Below are 24,136 nucleotides of genomic sequence, written 5' to 3' on the forward strand. Positions count from 1 at the left end.
TTCGAGCCTTCACAACAGATTCATATCGGGTGTGGGAGTTCGGTGCGTCGCTCCACTCTGCCTGATAGTCACATTCTCATCAGGGGGGAACTGTGAAGACGGCTGCCCCTGCCCGTTCGGTCCAGGAGGTCCCCGCCGTATGCCCCATCAGTCCGCCACCGCACGCGCAGCCTCGGACGACCCCGGTCTCGACCGGTTGAAAGCGGTCCTCGACGGGTGGCGCAACTCCCTGCTGGACATGGGTGGACGGAACCGGCTGCTGAACTTCAAGCACACACGGACCTCCACCCTGGAGATCACGTCACCAGCCGCTTCCGTCCTGCTGGGGGGCCTTGCCAAGGGACTCGACTTCGCACCGGTCGACGATGCGAGCGACAGCGGAGGGATGAGCATCCGCAAGGCGGCGGACCCCCGGCCCGGCATTGTCACCCAGAAAGCCACGCAGGCTTCGCTGAGCAGCGCCCTCTACCAGCTCAGGCAGAGGTCCGGGCAGATGTTCAACGACTACGGTCTCTGGGTCCTCTGGCTCGGGGTCGGCATGCTCGACTGGCGTGAGGAGGGTGCCCACGAGAGCAGCCTCGCGCCCCTGGTCCTCGTCCCCGTCGAACTCCGGCGGGACAGCAGCCGCTCCTACCGGCTGCACCCGGCCGAAGGGCAGGACCGCGTCCACAACCCTGCCCTCGCCGTGAAGGCGGAGCGCCTCGGAGTCGACTGGACCCCCGTCACCGACTGCGACCCCGCCGACCTGCCCGCCGTCCTCACGGCCGCGCGCAAAGTGGTCTCCGGGCTCAAGCAGTGGTCCGTGGACGAACGCTTGGTGCTGGGCCTCTTCGCCTCGCACCGCGAGGCGATGTACCAGGACCTCCAGCAGAACGAGGCCCGCATCCTCGCGCACCCGCTGGTCCGGGCGGTAGCCCTCGGCCCGGACGCCGGTCTCCCCGACGACCTGATCGGGTTCGAACCGCCCGATCCGGACCGCATCGACGAGGTGCAACTGCCGGAACGCACACCCCTCGTCCTGGACGCCGACGCCTCGCAGCGCCAGTGCATCGCCGCAGCCCTCGACCAGCGTTCGTTCGTGATGAGCGGCCCGCCCGGCACCGGCAAGAGCCAGACGATCACCAACATGATCGCGGCCCTCATGCACGCGGGGCGCAGCGTGCTGTTCGTCAGTGAGAAGGCGGCCGCCCTCGACGTGGTCCGCAACCGCCTGCGTTGCGTCGGCCTCGGAGACTTCGTCCTGGCCCTGCACAGCGCCGACACCAGCAAGAAGGCCGTGGCGACCGAACTCGCCCGCGTGCTCACCACGGAGGCGCGCGTGACCGGCGCCGCGGAGCACGAGCTCGAACACGCACGGCGGCTCCGCGAGGAGCTGTCCGCCTACGCCGCGGCCATGAACCAGGTACGCGAGCCACTCGGCCGGACCCTGCACGATGTACTGGGACGTCTCGTCCGCCTCGAACAGGAGGAGACGCCGCAACTCGCCCTCTCCGCAGGCAAGGCCGGGAAGACGCAGAAGCTGAGTGCCGGCGCGCTCCAGGAAGCGGTCCACGCCGCCCATGCCGTCAGCCGCGCTTGGCGGCCCGCAGCCGAGGGAGAGGCCTTCGCCTGGCGAGGGCTGACCGGCTCCGCCCCGCAGCAGGCCGTCACCGAGGCCGCCGAGGCACTCCAAGCGGTCACAGCTGCCGCAGCCCGCCGCCCCTTCGCCGCCGGCCGGGACGAGCCCCGCTCGGTGCGCGAACTCCAGCAGACGGTGCGGGCCGTGCGGGCGGGGTTGCCCGACCCGCCCGATGCGTCCGCCGACACCGCACTGCCCGAGGACGTCTCCGACCAGACGGCCCAGCTTGCGGACCTGTTCGGCATGCCGAAACAGGACACCGCGGAAGCCGCCTTCGCCCTGTGCGAGCTCGCCGACCTTACGGAGACCGAACACCGCCCCCTCGCCGCCTGGTTCTCCTCCGACGGACTGCGGGCCGCGCACACGGCGGCGGACGACATGCGCCGGGCCCTGGCCGCCGAGCGCGCGGCCCGTGCCGCGGCCGACGACGTCTTCGGGGAACAGGTCGTCGGCGCGCCTGGACTGCCGGAGCTGGCCGCGCGCTTCGCCGACCAGCACAAGGGGCTACTGGCCCGCTTCTCCGCCCAGCTCAAGTCGGACCGAGCCGCTGTCGCCGCACTCTCCATGGCGGGGACCTGTCACAAGTCCCAAGCCGCCCGGCTCGGTGACGCCCTCGCCTGGCACACGGCGGCCGGCGAGACCGCCCGCCTCGCCGACACGCATCAGGCCGTCCTCGGGCACTACACGCCCCGGACGGAGTCCGATCTGGACCGGCTCGACGCGGCCCTCGCCGCCGGCGACCGGATCGCCGCCCTGACCCGTGACGCGGAGCAAGTCGACCGGGCGGCGGAGCAGCTGGCTGACGAAGCGGACAGGGACCGCCTGGCCGCGCTGCTCGCTGCCAACGTCCGCAGAGCACTGGCCGACTGGTGCGACATCACCACGCGGCGTACAGCACGCTGGTCCACCTCGGCGGAGGCGGTCGTCGAACTCTTCGACGCGGCCCGCCGCACCCAGCTGTCTCCCCTTCTGCTCGGCACCTTCGACCAGGCGCAGCAGGTCGTCGGAACTCTCGACAACGACTGCAGAGGCCCCGAGGAATGGCAGGCCCACCGGGAAGGACTGACGGTCCTGGCCCGGCACGGAGCAGACGACATCGTCTCCACCGCCGCCGAGCGTGCGCTCTCCCCGGAACTGCTGCCCGACGTGGTCGAGCAGGCACTGCTCCGCGCCTGGGCCGACGGCATCCTCGCAAGCGACGAACGACTGCGCACCACCCGATCCGACGACCTCGACGCACGGGTCGCCAACTTCCGGGAAGCGGACACCCGACTGGTCGCCGCGGCCGGCCGAGCGGTGATCGAGGCGTGCAACAAGAGGCGTCCGCGCCGGTTCGGCAGCGGCGGTGGCGCCGTCATCACCCGAGAGGCGGAGAAGAAGACCAGACACATGCCCGTGCGCGATCTGCTGGCCCGCACTCGCGAGGTCGTGCAGCCGGTCAAGCCCTGCTTCATGATGAGCCCGCTCACCGTCAGCCAACTCCTTCCCGCCGACTATGCCTTCGACGTCGTCGTCTTCGACGAGGCGTCACAGGTGCGCCCAGGAGACGCGATCAACTGCATTTACCGCGGGCGCACCCTGATCGTCGCCGGCGACGAGAAGCAGCTGCCGCCGACGTCGTTCTTCGACTCCGCGGCCGAGGACGACGGTGACGAGTACGACGAGGACGTGCCCGACTCCTTCGAGTCCCTGCTCCACGCGTGCAAGGCGGGCTCCTTGCGCGAGCTGCCGCTGCGCTGGCACTACCGCAGCCGCCACGAGAACCTGATCACCTTCAGCAACCGCGAGTTCTACAAGAACTCAATGATCACCTTCCCCGGTGCGCTGGACGAGGGCAACGACGTCGGTGTCGCCTTCCTCCAGGCGGAGGGCGTGTACGACCGGGGCGGACGCAGGGACAACCGGGCCGAGGCCGACTTCGTGGCGCAGCGCGTCATCCACCACTTCGACACTCGCCCCGGCCGCACCCTGGGCGTGGTGGCGCTCTCCCAGGCGCAGGCCTCGGCCATCGATCTGGCCGTGCAGCAGGCCCGGTTGACGCGTCCGGACCTGGACCCCTGCTTCACAGACGACCGTCTCGACGGCTTCTTCGTCAAGAACCTCGAATCCGTCCAGGGCGACGAGCGCGACGTGATGATCATGTCCATCGGATACGGGCCCGACGAGCACGGCAAGCTCGGGCTGAACTTCGGTCCGATCAACAAGGGTGGCGGTTGGCGGCGCCTGAACGTCGCCGTCACCCGCGCCCGCTACCGCATGGAGGTCATCGCCTCCTTCCGAGGGACCGGCCTGCCGGACAGCAGCAACGAGAGCGTCCAGTACCTCAAGCGCTACCTGGAGTATGCGGAGAGCGGCCCCTCTGTACTGGCACGTGACGTCGTCCAAGGCGACGCCGAACCCGACAGCCCCTTCGAGGAATCCGTCCTCGAAGTGCTGCGCGGCTGGGGGTACACAGTCCAGCCGCAGGTCGGCGTCGCCGGATACCGCATCGACATCGGGCTCCGGCACCCGGAGATGCCGGGGGCGTACGCGCTCGGCATCGAGTGCGACGGCGCGATGTACCACTCGTCGAAGGCGGCACGCGACCGGGACCGGCTGCGGGAACAGGTGTTGAACGGGTTGGGGTGGCGGTTGTACCGGATCTGGGGGACTGACTGGTACCGAGGCCGAGCAGGGGCGGAGCTGCGCCTGCGTGAAGCGGTCGAGCATGCCATCGCCCAGGGGCCGCTCATCGCGGGCACGGGGGAGCCACGCTCGGCAGAGCCTCGTGACGCGTCGGCCCCAGCAACGACCTCCGCCGTGAGCGCCGCCGCTGCGGCAGCCGGTGCCGTCGTCACCGTTCCCTTGCCACGGCAGGCGGCAGTGGAACCGGCCGAGCCGGAGCGCGTCCGGGTGGACACCGACATGGAGCGGGAGTGGAGTGCCGAGTACCGCATCGCCTCTGTGACGGTCTCCTCCCCCTACGAGCTGCATACGCCCGAAGCCCGGCCGCAACTGCGTCGGCTGCTGGCTCAGATCATCGAGGTGGAGGGCCCGATCCACGAGGATCTGCTCGTGCTGCGCGCCAGAGAGGCATGGGGAGTGGGCCGCGCCGGAAACCGTATCCGCGACAACGTCCGCGCAGTGGCGGCAACCCTCGTGCGATCGAGGCTGATCACGGCGGACGGGCCGTGCTTCGACACTGCGAACAGATCCGAACTGAAGGCGCGCACGCCCCTCGCCGGCGACACTCCACGGAAGATCGCTCACATCGCGCCGTCCGAACGGTACGTCGCGCTCTGCGAGCTCGCCTTCGAGTGCCCGGGCATGTCACAGGACGAACTGATCAAACAGGCCGGTGACTACTTCGGTTGGCGGCGCACGGGCAAGGACATCCGCGACTGCCTGGCCGCCGACCTTCTGGAACTGGAGCGCCTCGGAAGGCTGGAGGGCGGGCCGGACCGCATCAGCGCGGTGCGTTGACCACGGGTTGAGCGGCCGCCTCCGAGTGGCCGCTCCCGAGAGTGCACGCTGTTCCCGCTGAGGTACGCCAGCGGCAACGGCCCGAGTCCGGTGTTACGAGGACCCGGCGCTCACCAGGTCGGTTCTCCAGGGGACCCAGCCCCCAGGGCACCCTGCGCATCCCGTGCCGGCCCCGGCCCCTCCGGGCGCCCCCGTATCACCAACGTCTATGCTGCGCCCATGAATGGAGCAGCCCCCGGCGCCTTGGCCGGTCGCCCCGGACCGCCGACCCCGCAGCCCCGGCGAGGGAGTGCGGGGCGGTCGTTGCTGGCGACCGTCGCCGTGCTGCTGATGGCTTGGGGCGTCGCCGCCGGCAACACCGCCATCGCGTACGCCAGTTTGGGCCACGATGTCGTGCCCATCGTCACCGGCTGTGTTTTCGTCCTCGCCTTCATGATCGTGTTGCGCGTGCTGCACCACGCGTGGTGGCTGGCGCTGCTGTCCGTCCTGCCCGCCCTGTTCGTCCTCGTCGGCTCCGTGCAGTACGCGCCCGAGGCCGCGCTCGACCGGCGTGGCGTGCGCGAGAGCGTTGTCGTCACCGCGGACAGCGCGGCGGGGACGTCGAGCAACCATCACCGGTTCACACTCGCCGGTCCCGAGGGCGAGCTGGACGAGACGCTCGGGTACCGCGGCAGCAATCCCGGCCTGAGCGTGGGTGATCGGATCGATGTCGTCCGCGATCCCGAGGGACTGGTCCCGATGGAGCGTGCCGAGGACGTCGACCCTGAGGGGCGCCTGGACGGTCTGGTCGGCGGCGTCGCAGGCTGGACGCTGATCACCCTGGCGGCGGGATGGCGCGGCCACTACCTCCGGCGCAGTGGTCGTGAGCCGCTGCTCGACGGCATGTACTGACCGGCGGGCAGTACAGCAGAGGCTTCCGGTCGGCTGGCGGGGCAGAGAGGCGCCCGCGACGTACCGGTCGCCGTTCCACGCAAAGTGCCGGAGCCGCCGTCCTGGGTGCCCGGGTCGTGGGCAGCGTCCCCTTGATGTCGGTGGCGGCTCCTAGGCTCACCATCATGAGCAGATGGGTGGCAGACCCCGGCATACTCCCGGCCCAGGCCGAGCGCCAACGCGCACTCGCCGAGCGCGGCGATCTGTCCGGGTTGGCCCGAGCCGTGATGGAGGCGGCGGCGCGCAACGGATCCATGACCGGGCCAGGCCCGGAAGCCATGGCCCGGCTGCGGCAACTGCCGGACGGCGACCGCCTGGAGCTGGCGCGCACTTGGGCGCAATGGCACCTCAACCCCGAGGCCGAGTGGACCGGTGACATCGCCCAGCGGGATCTGTCCTACTTCCGGGCGGAGCTGCTCGTCGTGGCCACGGGCGTCGTTCGCGATCTCGACCCGGACCTCCTGGCCGACGAGCGGCGCCCAACTGACAGTTGTGGCTGGGGAGTATGTTGCCTCCGGCCATCGGGAGTGGGAGCTCGCCGACGCGGAGATCGCCGCCGGACGGACACCCGGCCCGACGGTCCTTGCGGCCTTCCGACGCACCGTCCTCGACTACCACGACGAGCCAGCATTGCGCGACGTGCTCACCCGCTTCGCCGGCCCCGTGCTCAACCCGGGGGACGCGTGGGCGGACCAGGCACTCGAGGACGCGGTGCGCGGCGGTGGGGCCTGGCAGCAACTGCTCGCCCACCGGGCCCCCGTCTCCGCGAGCAGACCCTCGGCAGCCTGGGTCCGCACTGGCCGGGGCCTCCTGGATGCGGCGGGTCCGGAGCAGGTCCGCCGCCATGTTCTGCGGTGGTTCGGCCTGGTGGGGCGACAGCGGAGCGTTCCGCTACGGGGCTGGCACGGCCCCAACGCGTACGACCCGTACAACATCCACTCCCTGCGGGCCCTCGCCTGGCTCCTGTCGCTCCTGCCGTCCAGTGAGGACACCTGCGACGGCCTGGCCCAGCTCGTCCGGACCACCCTCGACGGCGCGGCGGCTCTGGGCCGCAACCCCGTCAGGGTCGCGGAGGCCGCCGTGACCGCACTGGCGCGCATCGGCGGCGAGGACGCCCGGCTCGAACTGAAGAGGCTGCGTGCGCACATCACGGACAAGCACGTACTCCGCCGCATCGACCGCGCCCTGACCGCCGTAGGCTGACCGCTCTCGGTCCACGGGTAGCGGTCGCCGTCGAGCTTGTCGGACACCTCGCCGTTCGCTTCCCACACTGCTGCGGCTCCCGTTGGGACCAGAACTCCTTGCGCATGCGGCGTGTTCGGGCCGCCCGCAGTGGACCTGCAGGGAAGGATTTCCGCCCGAGCGGTGGTGATCAACGGCAGACGATCACGCCTCAGTTGGCGCCTCCGCCGACGCGAAACCCTCGCGTGCTACTCACCGGTAAGGAATGATGGCGGCCAACTGTCCAGGTGCTCGGTTGCGGAGGTAGCGGTGACGACGTCCGAGGAACGGACCACGGTGCACGCCTTCCGGGACGACGCCCTCGGCGAGCACGACGCCGTCGGGCTCGCCGAGGCGATCCGGCGGCGGGAGGTCGGTGCCGAAGAGGTCGCTCGGGACGCTGCGGCGCGCGTCAGCGAGGTGGAGGCCCGGCTCAACGCCGTCCAGGTGCACATCGACGTTCCGGCGATCGGCTCCGGGGCGGGCGCCGCTTTCGCCGGGGTGCCGACCTTCGTCAAGGACAACACCGACTACCTGGGGCTGCCCACCGGACACGGCAGCGCCGCGTTCGAGCCGCGGGCCGCGCGGCGGCACGCGCCGTTCGCCCGGCAGTTCCTGAGCAGCGGCGTCACGGTCCTCGGCAAGACCCGGCTGCCCGAGTTCGGCTTCAGCCCCACCACGGAGTACGAGGACGCCGAGCCGGTCCGCAACCCGTGGCACACCGGCCACTCGTCGGGCGGGTCGTCGGGCGGCAGCGCGGCGCTCGTCGCGGCGGGGGCGGTGCCGATCGCGCACGCCAACGACGGTGGTGGCTCGATCCGCATCCCCGCCGCCTGCTGCGGACTCGTCGGGCTGAAGCCGACCCGCGGCCGGGTCGTGCCGAACGCGCAGGGCCGTCAGCTTCCGATCGACATCGTCACCGACGGCATCGTGAGCCGTTCCGTGCGGGACAGCGCGGCGTTCCTCGCCGCCGCCGAGACCCACTGGCGCAACCCGAAGCTGCCGCCCGTGGGCCTGGTCGAAGGCCCCTCGGAGCGGCGGTTGCGTGTCGGGTTCCTGCTGGACTCGCCGAACGGTGTCCAATCCGACGCAGCCACCCGGGCGGCCGTCACGGAGACGGTGGCGACGCTCGTGCGGCTCGGCCACACCGTGCAGCCGGTGGAGTTGGCGATCGATCCCCGCTTCACCGAGGACTTCCTCACCTACTGGGGGCTGGTGTCGTTCCTGATCGGCGTCACCGGCCGCACCCTCGGCACGGACTTCGACCGGCGCCGCATGGACGGCCTCAGCCGGGGACTGCGCGAGACGTACCTGAAGAGCTGGCAGCGCACGCCGGGCGTGCTGCGGCGGCTGAAGCGTACGCGGGAGGCGTACGCGGCGGCGTTCCGCGGGCTCGACCTCGTCCTCTCCCCGGTGCTCGCCCACACCACGCCGCCGATCGGCCACCTCAACCCGGGCGTCCCTTACCCGACGCTGATCGAACGGCTCCTTGAGTACGTCGCGTTCACACCGATCAACAACGTCGTCGGGACCCCGGCGATCTCGGTGCCGGCCACGAGCGCGACGACGGACGGACTGCCCATCGGCGTCATGTTCTCCGGCCGCCCGGGCGCCGAACGCACGCTGCTGGAGGTCGCGTTCGAGCTGGAAGCTGACGGGCCCTTCCGCCGTATCCAGGACCTCTGAGGCGGCCCCACTGGGGCGTGTATCGAAAGTAAGTACGTCCTCGCTCTTGTAGCCTCACCCGGATGATGACCGAGGCAGGCGTGATCGAACGGATCTGGCGGTATCCGATCAAGTCGACAGGGGGCGAGTCGCTCCACCGCGCGGAGGTAGAGGCGAGGGGGTTTGTCGGCGACCGTCTCTTCGCGGTGCGCGACGCTCAGGGCAAGTTCGGCTCGGGGAAGAACACTCGTCGGTTCCGCAGGATGCCGGGCCTGCTGCATCTGCGTTCCCGCTACGCGGACGACGTCGGTGAACCTGAACTGCTGGACCCGCGAGGCGCAGTGGTACCGGATCCGAGTGCCTACCTTCGTCGCTACCTCGGTCGCGAGGACGTCGAGGTAGTCCGCGAGGGGGCAATCTCGCACTTCGACCAGCTGCCTGTCAGCGTGTTGACCACGGCCACCCTTGACTGGGTGCGTTCGGCGGTACCCGATGTTCCCGTGGATGAGCGACGCTTCCGGCCGAACCTCCTGGTACGCACACCACCAGGCACCCCGCCGTTCGTGGAGGACGAGTGGTTCGGGAGCAAGGCGCGGATCGGCGACGCGGTGTGCATTGAGTTCGTGCGATCGAGTGAGCGATGTGTGATGACCAACGAGGCTCAGCAGGACCTCCCCCACTCGCCGCTGGTATTGCGGGCCATCACGAAAGCGCACGACATGCGGTTGGACGGGCTTGCCACGGTCGTGTCACCAGGCCAGGTGCGGGCCGGAGACTCCCTCGTTCTGCTCTAGGGTTCATCGAAAGTGGATCTCGTTCCGGGCCGCTTCATTCCGGGCTTCGGGCGTGACGTGAGTGAAGCGGACCTCGTGCAGGCGGCCGTCGAAGAAGCCAAGGCGTCCTCGGTGTGGTGCAAGGTCGTCGTCGACTGACGGAGGCCCGCCGTCTGGTGGCCGGCCTGCCGGGCCGGCCGGACATGGATCCGCGCTGCGGGCCGAGACGTCGATCACCTCGCGGCCCAGGTGATCCGATCCGCCGGTGTCGAGGCGCCAGGCGTTGTCCCAGTCGAGGGTGATGCGATTACGGCGCCGTACGACCGGATCCTGGAGCAGCTCAGACGTCAGGCCAGGGTCGTTGTCATGCAGCCGGTCCAGCAGCTCAGGTCGTACGGAGCGCACATTCAACCGCTCCATAACCGTGCGCTTTGCCGTTTCCCCGCAAGCGGTGCAGAGCGCGAGGAGCCAGGCGTCGATGAGCTTGTGATGTGCGTTGACGCGAAATTTACCGCTTGCCCGGAAGCGCTCGGACGCGCACGCGCGGCAACGGCGGAGAACGAGCGGCAGGCAGGTGGGCACAACTACCCAGGTTGCGAGCACAGAAGTACACCGGTTTCAGTGAGAAGTCCGCAGCAAAAAGGAGCGCGGCGCACATGCGCGACGCGCGACGATTCAGCGCTCGGGAGGTCTCACAGGGTGTACAACGGCACGTCCTTGACCAGACGAATTGGTTCGGCAGCACGGTAATGGCGCACAACAGCGCTGTTCCACTGGTTTTCGAGCGGCCGCTCGAGCCGGCGTTCGCGGGCGCAACCCGGCCGGCACAAAGCGGCCTTCGCCGGACTCCGCCCGAAGGAGCAGCATGTGCTCGATCGGCACCGACGAGACGGACACGTCCCTCACGGTGCTCACTGCACCCTGGCCAGTGGTGCGGTGCCACGGCGGCCCTCGTCCGTGGGACGCTCTCGCCAACTACGTGACCAGCCTCGGATACGGCACGGCGGACGCGGCGTTCGACCGGTGGTGGACGGGGAGCGACCGGCGCTTCCATGCGGTGGGCAAGGCGTCATCCGCTTCCACGCCGTGTACTGGCCGGCGATGCTGATGTCGGCGGGACTCCCGCTGCCCACCGACATCCTCCCGCCGCCCGTCTCGCGGTTCCTCCCCATCCGGCGACCGGGAGGCGGCGGGTGCCGCGCCGTCCACGCGCCCCGGAGGCGGGAAGTGACGCAATCTTTCAGTGCGTTGATACGGCGATGTGTGAGGACAGCGCGCGGAGGAAGTCGGGCGCGTCGAAGATCTCGCCGGCGGAGGCGACGCCGACCGTCCTGGTCCGTCCCGTGAGGATGCGGTCGACCGCTTCCACCACGAGCGGCGCGGTGACGGCGTAGATGTCCCGGCCGCTCGCCACGGCGCGCCGTTCGGTGCCGCCGGAGCGCACGACGACATCGACGAGGAAGGTCTGCGCGGACCGCCCTTGCTCGTCCACCGCCGTGGGAGTCGGCGTGTCCGGGGCCGACACCTCCCTGGCCGCCTCGACCGTCATGTAGGTGCGCACTTCGGGGATGGGCAGATGGCTGGGGATGGTGACGACGTCGGCCATCGTGAACTCCCCGACGACCTCCTTGGGGCCCAACGGGTCGGGGAAGGGCCACTCGAGGGTCGCCGCGTCGTCCTGGCGGTAGTCCAGCCGCCCGTTCCTGTACACGACACGTGCGCCGCCCCGCCGCTGCCGTGAGACCGCGCCCGCGGACCGCGTCCCGCCGGTGGGCTGCCAACTGCTCAGCCCGTACGCGACGTGCGCCTCGTCGGCCGACGTCCAGTCGCCCATCGCCGCGGTGGTCAGCAGGTCGCCGAGGGCGCCGAAGAAGGCCATTGCGGGGACGACCACCGCTCCTGCGGCGCGGGCGCGTTCCGTGAAGTCCGCGAACGTGTCGGCGTTGGCCTCGATTTCGGCCGCCACGTCCACATACGGGATCCCGGCCCGCAGGGCCGCCTCGATCACGGGCGCGGCAGTCGCCGCGAAGGGACCGGCACAGTTGATCACCGTTGCCGCCCCGGCCAGCGCGCGGTCGAGCGAGGCCGGATCGTCGACCGACGCGGGCCGGGCCTCGAGTCCGGGACAGGATGCCGCCAATTCCTGCAGCTTGCCGGCGTCGCGGCCGGAGAGAACCGGTACGAACCCGCGCTCCCGCAGCTCCGCCACCACGAAACGCCCGGTGTGCCCGTACGCGCCGAACACCGCAATCGTCTGCCCTGATCCCATGACCTCTCCCCGTGCTCGAATGATCGACTGCGCACATCCTGTCGGGGGCGAGCCCCCGACCGTGAGTGTCTGGAACGACATGACCCGTACAATTCCCGACATGGGTACTGTCGCGCTGGCCGTCACCGACGGGATGCTGCACTTCGAACTGTCCCTGGCGTACGAGGTGTTCGCCGCCGCCCCGGCCGGTGTAACGGTCCCCTGGTACGACGTCACCGTCTGCGGGCCGGTCGCCCTGCCGGTCGGCCGATTCCTGCTCGAGCCCGACTCCGGGCTCGACCGGCTCCGGCACGCCGATACCGTGATCGTCCCCGGATGGGCCGACGTCGACGAGGATCCCCCCGCCGACTTGATCGACGCGGTGCGCGCGGCCCACGAGGCGGGGGCGCGTGTGGTCTCCCTCTGTACGGGCGTGTTCGTGCTGGCCGCCGCCGGCCTGCTCGACGGGAAGCGCGCAACCACGCACTGGGCGCACACCGATGCCCTGGCGGCCCGCCACCCCCGGGTGCAGGTCGACCCGGACGTGCTCTACGTGGACAACGGCAGCGTGCTCACCTCCGCCGGCAAGGCCGCCGCGCTGGACCTCTGCCTGCACCTCGTCCGCCTCGACCACGGCTCGTCGATCGCCAACGCCGTCGCCCGACGCCTCGTCGTACCACCGCACCGGGCGGGCGGCCAGGCCCAGTTCGTCACCACCCCGGTGCCCGCCCAGGACGACCACCCGCTCGCCGCACTGTTCCCCTGGATCCTCGAACGGCTCGACCAGGCGCTGACAGTCGAGGACCTGGCCCGCCGGGCACGGATGAGCTCGCGCCACCTGACCCGCCACTTCAGAGCGGCGACCGGCACCACCCCGCTGCAATGGCTGCTGACCCAGCGGATCCGCCGCGCCCAGGAACTGCTGGAGAAAGCCGACGACAGCGTCGACACCATCGCAGCCGCCACCGGCATGGGTACCGCCACGACGCTGCGCCGCCACTTCAACCGTACGGTCGGTGTTCCCCCGGACACCTACCGCCGTACCTTCCGCGCGCGGACCCGCTGACCGGGCCGGCCTCGACGCCGCCGCGCCCTCCCGCGCCTGGTCGGCCGCGGCGCGTGCAGTGCGTCCGGCGTGCGGTCCGGCCGCCGAGTGCTCCGGTCTCAAGGACCGGCGGTGAGTTCCCACGCACCCCGTCCGCAGCTAGCGGTGTGAGGGCTCGGCCACCTCGGCCACCTCGACCACCTCAGAGCCATCGCGACGGATCCGCTCGGTCCCCCAGGCGCCGAGCGGTTCGAGCGCTTTGTTGAGCGTGTGCCCGTGCTCGGTCAGGGAGTACTCGACCCGTGGCGGCACCTCGGCATAGACCTTCCGGTGCACGAGGCCGTCTGCCTCCATCTCGCGCAGATGCTGAGTCAGCATCTTCTCGCTGACGCCCGGCAGACCGCGGCGGAGCTCGGCGAAGCGGCGTACGCGATGGGTGTCGAGTTCCCAGAGGATCAGCCCCTTCCACTTGCCGCTCACCACGTCGAGCGCGGCGTCGATGCCGCAGATGTAAGGCCCGCACCTCGGCGCGTTTGCCATCACTGATCGCCCCTTACGAAAAGGTAAGTACCGCAGTAATTAGTGGGTACTTCCGAGAATAGTGGCACTCTCCGAGCATGGGGGTGTGAACGAACGACAGAAGCACGACACCTCGCAGGGCAGCGCTGTCACCGTGATCGGGCTGGGCCCGATGGGACAGGCCATGACCCGGACCCTCCTCGCCCGTGGCCACCAGGTCACCGTCTGGAACCGCACGGCCTCCCGGGCCGACGGCGTCGTCGCCGACGGAGCGACGCTCGCGGCGACACCGCGCGAGGCGGTCGAAGCGGGCGAGTTGGTCATCCTCAGCCTCACCGACTACCAGGCGATGTACGACATCCTCGGCAGCGCCACCGGATCGCTCGCCGGCCGGACGCTTGTCAACCTCAGCTCGGACACTCCCGACCGCACCCGCGAGGCAGCAACGTGGGCAGCAGGCCACGACGCCGCCTTCCTCACCGGCGGCGTCATGGCGCCGGCGCCCATGGTCGGCACGGAGGCGGCCTACATCTACTACAGCGGCCCCGAGGAGGCCGTGAATCGCCACCGGGCGGCGTTGGAGCTGCTCGGCGCACCGAAGTATCTCGGCGAGGACCCGGGCCTCGCGCAGATGATGTACCAAGCCAACCTCGCGGTGTTCCTCACCACCCTGTCCGGGCTGATGCATGCCACCGCAATGCTGGGCACCGCGGGCATGAAGGCCCAGGAAGTACTACCGGAGTTGCTCGCCCTCACGGACTCGATCGGCGACATGCTGAGGGCCGGCGAAACGACCCTGGGCGCCGGACTGGATGCCGGAGAGCACCCCGGCGACCTCAGCACCGTCACCATGATGGGCGCGACGGCCGACCACATCGTCGAGACAAGCACGTCTCTCGGCCTCGACCTCGCGCTCCCCCTGGCCATCCAGGACCACTACCGGCGCGCGATCGAGGACGGACACGGCGGCGACAACTGGACCCGCATCATCGACGGTATCCGAGAACCACGCTGACCGACGGATGCGGAGCTCGGGGTGGGCCCCAAACAGCCCGCACACTTGCGGCATTGTCCCGTCGGTGCTCACCGGATGGTTCATGCGCAGTCGAAGGATCGGGGCGTCCCGGTGGCGGCTCGGGCGTAACTGCCCTCCCGCAGGCCGCCGGACGCCGCGACCGCCGCCGGACGCCGCGGACCGGTGGGAGCCGACAGAGAGACGCATGCCCCTGAAAACCACATGATCAGCCGCCCTCCCCCTGTTAGGTTCGTCGTGCGCGGGGCGGCTCTCGAGTGTGCTTCCTTCTCACCTTCTTCTGATGAAACAGCGTGCTCACTTCCCGCCCCGCGCATCACCCGGTCGTCCGGGGAGGGGGAGAGCCACACATGTCCAGCAGCATCGTCACCGTCCGCGAAGCAACTGCCGCCCGTCCGCGCAGCCTCGCCGCCGTGCTCCTCGAACGCCGGGACGCGGTCTACCTGCCGGCCGCCGTGGCCGATCCGGCCGGTGAGCGGGGTGCGGCGCTGATCGAAGCCGACCTCGCCGACCGCGGCTACCTGGTGGCCCCGGCGCTGCGCGCCGCGTTCGCCGCGCTCGACGCGCGTGCCCTCGGGAGTGTCGGTCGGGCGCTGCTCCATGACATCGACCGTGCCCTGGGCGCGGACCGGCCGCATGAGCCGCTGCTGCGCGACTTCCCCGACAGCACGCCGCACGACACCTACGGGCATTACGTCGAGCGGGTGCTCAGCGTGCTCTTCCAGCGCCCGGAGCAGCCGTGCGTCCTGTGCGGCACGGTGGACTCCGTCGTTCCCGTCGCGCCCTGCGCCCATCTCGTGTGCGGCGCCTGCTTCGACGGCGCGGACTTCTCGGCCTGCCCCGTGTGCGAACGGCGCATCGACCCCGCGGATCCCTTCCTGCGCCCCCGGCGTCCGCGCCGCACGCTGTCCGGGCGTGGTGGGCCGCCCCAGCGGCTGCGTCTGCTGACGTACGGCGGAGACTTCGCCGACAGCCAGGCCGACGCCGCACGTGAACTGGACGTGTTGCTCGCCCGCACCGGTGCGCTGTCCCCGCAGGACGCGGACGACCTGGATGCGCTGCTCGACGCACGCTCCCGCGACGACCTCGGCCGGCTGCCCACCACCGTGCCGGGCCGTGAGTCGAAGGCGCGCCTCGTCACCTGGCTGCTCGCCGAACCGGCGGCTCTGCCGGACACGCTTCCCGTCGTGGCCGGGCTCGTCAACACCGCCACCGACGTGCTGCGTGTGCTGGTGCTGCGCTCCGGCGGTGACGCCGGGCTCGTGGAGATTCCGCGGTTCGCTCCCGTCGCCCGGCCCCTGCGCCGCGCCCTGCTGTCCGTCCTCGACGCGCTCGACCCCGGGCAGGCCGCCCAGGACATGCGGCGGCACCGGCGTGCCTGGATCCATGCGGCGGAGCTCCTGCACCCCTTCGAGCACACGGACCGCTTCCCGCGCGCCGCCCTCGCCTTCGCGGTACTGCGCGGCACACGGCTCGGCGACGACCGCCTGTCCGCCGCCCTGCGCGCCGCCGCCGCGACGGTCGACGGCATCGACGCCGATGGGCCGGCGGTCACGGCCCGCGGCTGGGGCGGCCAGGTCGAAGCCGCCCTCGCCGACGGCGAACTCGCCACCGCGCTCACCCTGCTCGAACGGCGCCCCGGCGAACTCGTCCGCCGCCTCGACCATCTGATGCGCCTCGCCGCTGCCGGGGATGACAAGGACGGCCCTGCGGCGGTGGTGGCCGCAGTGGAGCGAACCGTCGCACGGGTCGCACCGGCGGTCGTGCTGTCCGCGCTCGGCGCGATCCGTACCCGCACGCGGGACCACACGGTGCGGGTCTTCTTCCCGAAGGGCGCGTCCGCGAAGGCCCATGTGACCGACGATCACCGGGACGCGCTGCCGCACGCCCTGGTGCGGCCGGTGGTCGACGTCCTGACGGGGGAGATCCTGCGCCGGGCCGGTCGCGCCGCACCCGTGGCGACCGCGGTGGTCGACGCGACGCTGGACGGGGTGATCGCGCCGTTCGCCGAACGGACCGCGTCCCGCGCCCTGGTGACGCTGCCCCGCGGCAGCGAACTGGCAGTGCCGGACGGCAGGACGCTGCGCCTGTTCCTGCACTGGATGGAGAGCGCCGACTCGGGGCGCACCGACCTGGACCTCTCCGCCGCGATGTTCGACGCGGACTGGCGGCACATCGGGGTCTGCGACTACACCCGGCTGAGGTTCGCCACCGCTGCCGCCGTGCACTCGGGAGACCTTCAGGACGCGCCGCCCCCGCTCGGCGCGAGCGAGTTCGTCGATCTCGACCTGGACCGGCTCGACGCCGCAGGGGTGCGCTATGTGGTCGCCGTTGTGTACTCGTACAACAACGTGCCCTTCGGTGACCTGGCGGAGGCCTTCGCCGGGCTCATGCTGCGGGACGGTCCCGGCAACGCCGGCCCGGTGTTCGAGCCCCGCTCCGTCGAGCAGCGCTTCGACCTGACCGGCAGCAACCGTGCCTGTGTACCGCTCGTCCTCGACATGCAGGCCAGGACCATGCGGTGGCTGGACGTCGTCAAGGGCGTCACCGGCACTCAGCACGCCGTGTGGCGGCACGCCGACGCGCTGGCCACGCTCGCGCACCGGCTGACGGAACTGTTCGCATCCGGCGCCCGGGTCGGCCTCGGCGAGCTGGCGGTGTGGCAGTCGGCGGCGCGGGCGTCCACGGTCGTCGTGCGGCACACGGACGGCTCGCGGAGCGCCTACCGGCGGCGGGACGACGAGGACGTGGCCGCCTTCGCCGCACGTATCGGCTCACCGGACACCGACGGGACGAACACCGACACGGGCACGTACGAGCCGGGTGCCCGGCCCGAGCTGGCGTACCTGCTCCGCGGGGACATCGAAGCGGCGGACGGCGGCGAGGTGTTGGCCCTGCACCCGCTGCGCCTGGACGCCTCCCGCGTACGACTGCTGGCCGCCGCCGACATGGTCACGGCGCTGGCCCCCTGACCGGCGGGGCGGGCCGCGACGACCCGGCCCGCGCAGCGCGCCGCCCCCGGTGCTGTGCGGTACCGGGGGCGGTGCTAAGCCGGAAGGCCGGGTCAGCCGACCAGTTGCTCGTACGCGGGCAGCGTGAGGAAGTCCTCGTACTTCTCGTCGAGTGCCACCTTCAGCAGCAGGTCGTGCGCCTGTTGCCAGTTGCCGGACGCGAACGCCTCCTCGCCGAGCTCCTCGCGGATCGCGGCCAGTTCCTCTGCCGCGACCTTCTTCACGAGGTCCGGGGTGGCGCGTTCGCCGTTCTCGAAGACGACGCCCGCGTTGATCCACTGCCAGATCTGGGAGCGGGAGATCTCCGCCGTCGCGGCGTCCTCCATGAGGTTGAAGATGGCGACCGCGCCAAGGCCGCGCAGCCAGGCCTCGATGTAGCGGGTGCCGACCTGGACGGCGTTGCGCAGGCCCTCGTAGGTGGGCCTGGCGTCGAGGGAGTCGATGGCGATCAGGTCGCCCGCCGCGACCGAGACGTCTTCGCGCAGGCGGTCCTTCTGGTTGGGCTTGTCGCCGAGGACCGCGTCGAAGGAGTTCATCGCGATGGGGACCAGGTCCGGGTGGGCGACCCAGGAGCCGTCGAAGCCGTCGCCGGCCTCACGGTCCTTGTCGGCCTTGACCTTCTCGAACGCCACGCGGTTGACCTCGGCGTCGCGGCGGGACGGGATGAAGGCTGCCATGCCGCCGATCGCGTGGGCGCCGCGCTTGTGGCAGGTGCGGACGAGGAGTTCGGTGTACGCGCGCATGAACGGGGCCGTCATCGTCACCGCGTTGCGGTCCGGGAGCACGAACTTCTCGCCGCCGTCACGGAAGTTCTTGACGATGGAGAAGAGGTAGTCCCAGCGGCCGGCGTTCAGGCCGGAGGCGTGGTCGCGGAGCTCGTAGAGGATCTCCTCCATCTCGTAGGCGGCCGTGATCGTCTCGATCAGGACGGTGGCGCGGACCGTGCCCTGGGGGATGCCGACGTAGTCCTGGGCGAAGACGAAGGTGTCGTTCCACAGACGGGCCTCGAGGTGCGACTCCGTCTTCGGCAGGTAGAAGTACGGCCCCTTGCCGAGGTCGAGCAGGCGCTTGGCGTTGTGGAAGAAGTACAGGCCGAAGTCCACCAGGGCACCGGGGACGGGGGTGCCGTCCACGGTGAGGTGGCGCTCCGCGAGGTGCCAGCCGCGGGGGCGCATCACGACGGTCGCGAGTTCCCCAGCAGGCTTGAGAGCGTACGACCTGCCCGACTTCGGGTCGGTGAAGTCGATCCGGCGCTCGTACGCGTCGATGAGGTTGAGCTGGCCGAGGACGACGTTCTCCCAGGTGGGAGCGGACGCGTCCTCGAAGTCGGCGAGCCAGACCCTGGCGCCCGAGTTCAGGGCGTTGATGGTCATCTTGCGGTCGGTGGGTCCGGTGATCTCCACGCGGCGGTCGTCGAGGGCCGCCGGGGCGGGGGCGACCTTCCAGGAGTCGTCCGCGCGGATCGCCGCGGTCTCCGGGAGGAAGTCCAGCGTGGAGGTGCGGGCGATCTCGGCGCGGCGCTCGGCCCGGCGGGCGAGCAGCTCGTCACGGCGTGGGGTGAAACGCCTGTGCAGCTCCGCGAGGAACGCGAGGGCCGCCTCGGTGAGGACCTCTTCCTGCCGGGGCAGGGGCTCGGCTTCGACGATGGCCGACGAGGACGGCGCTGGTGCGGACATGAGCTGTCACTTCCTTCAGCGAGCTTCACGGGTGATGCCTCGCGGCGCCGTGCGGCCGCCGGGACGCCAGTGAACGGCACTCAGTGCCTTGGCTCCGAGGTACGGCCGTGGGGCGCCGTTCGCATGGTTAGGCGCTTCTGAACAGTGGATAGTAGTTACCGCATGGTGGAAGTTCAATAGTTTGTTGATGTCGAGATTCTCCGAGTCGACAGAACATGGCGCACCGTGCCACACCGTTCACCGAAGGTGTCGCAGATCGTCGGGCGTGTCGATGTCGTACTCCTCGGCGACGTCGCCGCACTCCACCAGCGTGATCGCGTCGGCATGCGCCTTCAGATAAGCGCGGGCGCCCCGGTCGCCCGTCGCGGTCGCCGAGACGTCCGCCCAGCGGTCCGCGCCGAAGAGCACCGGATGTCCGCGCCGCCCCCCGAAGGCCGCCGCCGCCAACGACGAGCGCGACCGGTACGCCGCACGGACCCGCGCCACCGCCTCGGCGCCGATGCCCGGCTGGTCCACGAGGAGGACCAGGGCGGCGTCCGCGGAGCCGAGCGACGCGAGACCCACCCGCAGGGAGGAGCCCATCCCCTCCTCCCACTCCGGGTTGTCCCGCACCATGCACCCCGACAGCTCCGCCTCCTCGCGTACCCGGTCCGCCGCCGCGCCCAGCACCACATGCACCGGGTCGCAGCCGCCCTCCCGCAACGTCCGCACGGCGTGCTCGACGAGCGGCCTGCCGTGGTGCTCCAGCAGCGCCTTGGGCCGGCCGCCGAGCCGCCGCCCGCCGCCCGCCGCGAGCAACAATCCGGCGACGACCGGCTTCTGACGGGTCGCAAGGTTCCGGGGTGATGGCATGGGGACTCCCTATCCCATAAGCGGGCGAATGCACGGCCGAACGTGGTTGTCTCGCTGCGCCCGGACGAGGGTTGTCCACGCCAATCTGCAACCACCCGCACAGCGCACGTCGTCCGACGTGGAGAGCTGGGTGCGACCTTGGATAAGGTGCACCATCAATAATGAGGTTCGCCATGGGGGACAAGAGTCGATGAGTGGCCGCGCACAGCAGGGAACGGTCTTTCAGCCACTGGGCGAGGACGATCCGAAGAACGTCGCCGGATACAAGCTCGCCGCTCGCCTCGGAGCCGGCGGTATGGGCAAGGTCTATCTGTCCTACACGCCCGGTGGCCGGGCCGTCGCGATCAAGGTGATCCGACCCGACTTCGCCCAGGACGCAGAGTTCCGCCGCCGGTTCGCACAGGAAGTGCAGGCCGCCCAGCGGGTGCAGGGCCTGTTCACCGCACCGGTCATCGACGCCGACGCCGAGGCCGAACAGCCCTGGCTCGCCACCGCCTACGTCCCCGGCCCCTCCCTCGCGGACGCCGTGGCCACGCACGGCAAGCTGCCCGTGGAGACCGTGCTGCTGCTGGTCGCCGGTGTCGCGGAGGCGCTGCATGTCATCCACGGGGCGGGCATCGTCCACCGCGACCTCAAGCCGGCCAACGTCCTGCTCGCCGCCGACGGGCCGCGCGTCATCGACTTCGGCATCGCCCGCGCCGCCGACGCCACGTCGCTCACCAGCAGCGGCGTCACCATCGGAACGCCCTCCTTCATGGCGCCCGAGCAGGCGGCCGGCAGCCATGTCACCGCCGCCACCGACATCTTCGCGCTCGGCCAGATCGCCGCGTACGCGGCCACCGGCCGGGCGGCGTTCGGCGAGGGTACGTCGCACGGTGTGCTCTACCGGATCGTGCACGAGGAGCCCGACCTCAGCGAACTCCCCGAGCAGCTGCGCGAGTTGGTGACACGCTGCATGGTCAAGGAGCCGGACGGACGGCCCTCGGTCGCCGACATCCTGAACATCTGTCAGACCGCCAACGGCGAAACGGTGCTGCGCCGCCCGGAGGAGTGGCTGCCGAGCGTGGTGGCCGCCGAGATCACCACCCGCAAGGCCGCGCCCGCCCCACCCGCGACGCCGCCCGCGGGGCAGCCGCCGGCCGCGACGAACCCGGCCGCGGCACCCACACATATGCCCACCGCGCACGCGGCGCCGTCGACCCCGCCGCCCGGTTTCGGTCCCGGGCCGTACCAAGCCACGCAGCCCGCGTACCCGCAAGGACAGACCCCGGCGCACGTGCAGCCGACGTACGGCTACCCCCAGGCGGCCGCACCGCAGACGCCGACGGGATACGGCTATCCGCAGACGGCCGGCCATCCGCAGCACAGTGGTCCCGTGCCGTACGGCACCGGACCTGTCGCGCCTGCCGCCGCTCCCAAGAAGAAGACGGCGCGCAACCTCGCGATCGCCGTCGCGGCTACGTTGGTGCTGGGCGGCGCCGTGGGCGGCGGAGCCTATCTCGCGCTGTCCGACGGCGACAAGGGCAAGGACAAGCAGAGCCAGGGGCAGGGCGAGACCGGCAACGACAAGCAGGGCTCCACGCCGGACACCACGCCGTCGGGCGACGACGCAAGCGGCGACAGCGTGGACGCGCCGCCGAACGAGCCGGTGCCGGATCCGACGCCCGAGACGTTCACCGGCCTCGACGTGACGGACGACTACGGCATCAACCTCGGCCACGATCCGATCAAGCCGGTCTCGTCCGAGGACGGCGGCAGCCTGGACTTCGAGTACGAGCACCTCATCAGCACGATCGAGGCGAGGAACGCCAAGCTCGTGCTGCTCCGCACCGGCCAGACCGCCGACCTGGCGACATGCCGCAGCGAGACCCGCTTCGCCACACAGTTCGAGGTCGACAACCTCTCGAAGGGCGCGAAGTTCTGTGTTCTGAGCGAGTCCGGAAACGTGGGCCTGGTGACGTTCCAGGGGAAGTCGCCCGCGAACGACCCCAGCCACTACATCTCGCTCGATGTGACGCTCTGGCGCGGAGCGATCGACTCCGTTCAGCCCACCGACTGAATTCTTGTCCCCACGCTGGCGCCTCGCGGGCCGCATGGCGTTTACTGGCCCGCACCCCGCGGTGGGTTCCCCGCCGCGGTGCGTCGGGCGGGGACAGGGACGTGTGAGGGGGCTGGGCTTTGTTGCGGAGCGTGGGGCAGACGCGGGTGGCAGGGAGCGGCGAGGATCCGAGAGCGGCGGAGTTACGAGCTGCCGTCGCCCGCCTCCGCCGAGAACTGGCGGGACACCCGGTCGAGTTCAGCGACCGGGGAATCGCAGAGGACGAACTGGCCGTGCTGGCGGCGATGGTGGCCGCGGGCAATCCGGAGATTCCACGGATGCGCCGCTCCCTGCTGCTGATCGCCGGCGCGATCGGATCGGTGAGCGCACTCTCGCCCGCCCTCATGCAGGTCCGCGCCGCGGTGGACCTCTTCGGCGAGATCCCGCCCCAGCGCGGCGCGTGAGGCTCCCGGCGGGCTGGAGGGGGCGGCATCCATGCATGGGCGTCGCCGCGGGCGGTGTGTCGGGCCGCGCTGACCGTCCGCCGTACTGACCGTCAGCCGCACCGACGAGCCGACGCCGCCGTGCGGGTTCCGGGGTGTCCGGGCCGCCCGGCGCCGCGACCGGGCGCCGTGTGTCCGGGCGGGCTCGCCGCCCGCCCGTCGGGGGCGTCGTGCCGGTCAAGCCCGTCGAGGTGCCTCCGCGTCCGCCGTGCCATGGCCGCGCCCACCTGCCGGCGCCGGCATGTGGGGCATGGAGCTCCGCAGGGCTCGCCCCCCGCGCCGCCCGGCGCAGGGGGCGAGCCCCCGAAACGCCGCGCGAGCGCGGCTCGGGTCCGGGGCGGGGCACCCCCCCCGCACTGAGGTCTTCGTTTGGATCAGGCCGGATCAGTGAGTGGGTTCCCCCATGCCCGAAGGGCGTAGGGGAGGCTTTGGTGCATGAGGCCCCCGGGCCCGGCAGGGCCCAGGGGACGGATCCAAGGCGGAGTTTGGGCGTACCGCATGGCGGAGCCATGCCGACCGACGACGACGCTGGGGTACCTCCCGTGCCCGAAGGGCTACCGGGGAGAGGCGCGGTGCCAGGGCCCGTCAGCCCGGCGGGATCCATACGAGAGGCGCCAGGCGACCCGCGTCAGCCCTGCGTGCCCGTGTTCGCCAGCGCCGCCGACAGGTCGCGGGCGACCTCCTGGAGGATCGGGACGATCTTCTCCGTCGCCGACTCCGTGACGCGGCCCGCCGGGCCGGAGATCGAGACGGCCGCGGCCGTGGGGGAGTCGGGCACCGGGACCGCCAGGCAGCGGACCCCTATCTCCTGCTCGTTGTCGTCGACCGCGTAGCCGGTACGGCGGACCTGCTCGAGGGCGTCGAGGAAGCCTTCGGGCGTGGTGATCGTCTTCTCGGTCGCGGCCGGCATGCCGGTCCTGGCCAGCAGCGCGCGTACCTCCTCCGCCGGAGTGTGCGCGAGCAGTGCCTTGCCGACGCCGGTGGAGTGCGGCAGCACCCGGCGGCCGACCTCGGTGAACATGCGCATCGAGTGCTTCGAGGGAACCTGGGCCACGTAGACGATCTCGTCGCCGTCGAGCAGCGCCATGTTGGCGGTCTCGCCGGTCTCCTCGACGAGGCGGGCGAGGTAGGGGCGTGCCCAGGTGCCGAGAAGGCGGGAGGACGACTCGCCGAGGCGGATCAGGCGGGGCCCGAGCGCATAGCGGCGGTTGGGCTGCTGGCGTACGTAGCCGCAGGCGACCAGCGTGCGCATCAGCCGGTGGATGGTGGGAAGGGGGAGACCGCTGCTGGCGGAGAGCTCGCTGAGGCCGACCTCGCCACCGGCGTCGGCCATTCGTTCGAGCAGGTCGAAGGCCCGCTCAAGGGACTGCACACCGCCGCTGGCGGCGGGCTTGGCTGCGTCGGTGGCGCTGGCGCTGGACGTCGGCACGTCGGCGGTCCTTTCGGGCAGGCAGGGCAAGGCAGCAGCCTACCGGGCGAGTATGCCGAGCACCTCGTCCGTCAGGTGACGTCCTGGCCGGTCAGGGCGTGTTTGTCCCTGTG

General features: G+C 71.1%; 16 protein-coding genes. 10 read left to right on the forward strand and 6 right to left on the reverse strand.

The features are described 5' to 3' along the window. Window positions 1-139 precede the first annotated feature (139 nt). The 5 genes from ACIQ7Q_RS30650 (at window position 140) to ACIQ7Q_RS30670 (ending at window position 9,690) form a co-directional block, all read left to right on the forward strand. Complete coding sequence (locus ACIQ7Q_RS30650; RefSeq protein WP_403869234.1) at window positions 140-5,080, forward strand: DUF3320 domain-containing protein; 4,941 nt, start codon at window positions 140-142, stop codon at window positions 5,078-5,080. 219 nt (window positions 5,081-5,299) lie between these two features. Beyond that, window positions 5,300-5,971 (forward strand): hypothetical protein, encoded by a 672-nt coding sequence (locus ACIQ7Q_RS30655; protein ID WP_403869235.1) that lies wholly within the window; start codon window positions 5,300-5,302, stop codon window positions 5,969-5,971. 531 nt (window positions 5,972-6,502) lie between these two features. Next, a complete protein-coding gene (locus tag ACIQ7Q_RS30660; protein WP_403869238.1) occupies window positions 6,503-7,213 on the forward strand; it encodes a hypothetical protein in 711 nt (236 codons plus the stop codon). Window positions 7,214-7,501: 288 nt separating this feature from the next. Continuing rightward, window positions 7,502-8,917 carry an amidase gene (locus ACIQ7Q_RS30665; RefSeq protein WP_403869240.1) on the forward strand — a complete coding sequence of 472 codons (1,416 nt, stop codon included), beginning with the start codon at window positions 7,502-7,504 and terminating at the stop codon, window positions 8,915-8,917. A gap of 62 nt (window positions 8,918-8,979) precedes the next feature. After that, window positions 8,980-9,690, forward strand: coding sequence for an MOSC domain-containing protein (locus ACIQ7Q_RS30670; RefSeq protein WP_403869243.1), 711 nt, complete (start codon window positions 8,980-8,982; stop codon window positions 9,688-9,690). 3 nt (window positions 9,691-9,693) lie between these two features. On the opposite strand, the gene ACIQ7Q_RS30675 is transcribed toward ACIQ7Q_RS30670, so the two are convergent. Further along, window positions 9,694-10,272, reverse strand: coding sequence for a DUF1062 domain-containing protein (locus ACIQ7Q_RS30675; RefSeq protein WP_403869246.1), 579 nt, complete (start codon window positions 10,270-10,272; stop codon window positions 9,694-9,696). A gap of 637 nt (window positions 10,273-10,909) precedes the next feature. Continuing rightward, window positions 10,910-11,938 (reverse strand): saccharopine dehydrogenase family protein, encoded by a 1,029-nt coding sequence (locus ACIQ7Q_RS30680; RefSeq protein ID WP_403869249.1) that lies wholly within the window; start codon window positions 11,936-11,938, stop codon window positions 10,910-10,912. Between the two features lie 100 nt (window positions 11,939-12,038). On the opposite strand from ACIQ7Q_RS30680, the gene ACIQ7Q_RS30685 reads away from it, so the two are divergent. Further along, window positions 12,039-12,983, forward strand: a complete 945-nt coding sequence (locus ACIQ7Q_RS30685; RefSeq protein ID WP_403869251.1) for a helix-turn-helix domain-containing protein — start codon at window positions 12,039-12,041, stop codon at window positions 12,981-12,983. Window positions 12,984-13,121: 138 nt separating this feature from the next. On the opposite strand, the gene ACIQ7Q_RS30690 is transcribed toward ACIQ7Q_RS30685, so the two are convergent. Beyond that, entirely contained in the window at window positions 13,122-13,502 is a 381-nt protein-coding gene (locus ACIQ7Q_RS30690; protein ID WP_403869253.1) for a winged helix-turn-helix transcriptional regulator, read from the reverse strand. Between the two features lie 85 nt (window positions 13,503-13,587). Between ACIQ7Q_RS30690 and ACIQ7Q_RS30695 the strand changes: the two genes are divergently transcribed. Continuing rightward, window positions 13,588-14,496 (forward strand): NAD(P)-dependent oxidoreductase, encoded by a 909-nt coding sequence (locus ACIQ7Q_RS30695; protein ID WP_403869256.1) that lies wholly within the window; start codon window positions 13,588-13,590, stop codon window positions 14,494-14,496. Window positions 14,497-14,864: 368 nt separating this feature from the next. Beyond that, a complete protein-coding gene (locus tag ACIQ7Q_RS30700) occupies window positions 14,865-17,486 on the forward strand; it encodes an MXAN_6230/SCO0854 family RING domain-containing protein (RefSeq protein WP_403869259.1) in 2,622 nt (873 codons plus the stop codon). Window positions 17,487-17,578: 92 nt separating this feature from the next. Here ACIQ7Q_RS30700 and aceB read toward each other — a convergent pair whose 3' ends face one another. Continuing rightward, entirely contained in the window at window positions 17,579-19,201 is a 1,623-nt protein-coding gene (aceB, locus tag ACIQ7Q_RS30705; RefSeq protein ID WP_403869262.1) for a malate synthase A, read from the reverse strand. A 237-nt stretch (window positions 19,202-19,438) separates the two neighbouring features. Continuing rightward, window positions 19,439-20,053 carry an NTP transferase domain-containing protein gene (locus tag ACIQ7Q_RS30710; protein ID WP_403869264.1) on the reverse strand — a complete coding sequence of 205 codons (615 nt, stop codon included), beginning with the start codon at window positions 20,051-20,053 and terminating at the stop codon, window positions 19,439-19,441. Window positions 20,054-20,243: 190 nt separating this feature from the next. Here ACIQ7Q_RS30710 and ACIQ7Q_RS30715 point away from each other — a divergent pair, with 190 nt between their 5' ends. Beyond that, window positions 20,244-22,112 carry a serine/threonine-protein kinase gene (locus tag ACIQ7Q_RS30715; protein ID WP_403869267.1) on the forward strand — a complete coding sequence of 623 codons (1,869 nt, stop codon included), beginning with the start codon at window positions 20,244-20,246 and terminating at the stop codon, window positions 22,110-22,112. 119 nt (window positions 22,113-22,231) lie between these two features. Further along, window positions 22,232-22,555, forward strand: coding sequence for a DUF5955 family protein (locus ACIQ7Q_RS30720; protein WP_403869270.1), 324 nt, complete (start codon window positions 22,232-22,234; stop codon window positions 22,553-22,555). A 667-nt stretch (window positions 22,556-23,222) separates the two neighbouring features. Here the strand turns inward: ACIQ7Q_RS30720 and ACIQ7Q_RS30725 are convergent. Then, window positions 23,223-24,023, reverse strand: a complete 801-nt coding sequence (locus ACIQ7Q_RS30725) for an IclR family transcriptional regulator (protein ID WP_403869273.1) — start codon at window positions 24,021-24,023, stop codon at window positions 23,223-23,225. Between the last annotated feature and the right edge of the window lie 113 nt (window positions 24,024-24,136).

This window comes from Streptomyces sp. NPDC096176 (assembly GCF_044763255.1).
Classification (GTDB): domain Bacteria; phylum Actinomycetota; class Actinomycetes; order Streptomycetales; family Streptomycetaceae; genus Streptomyces.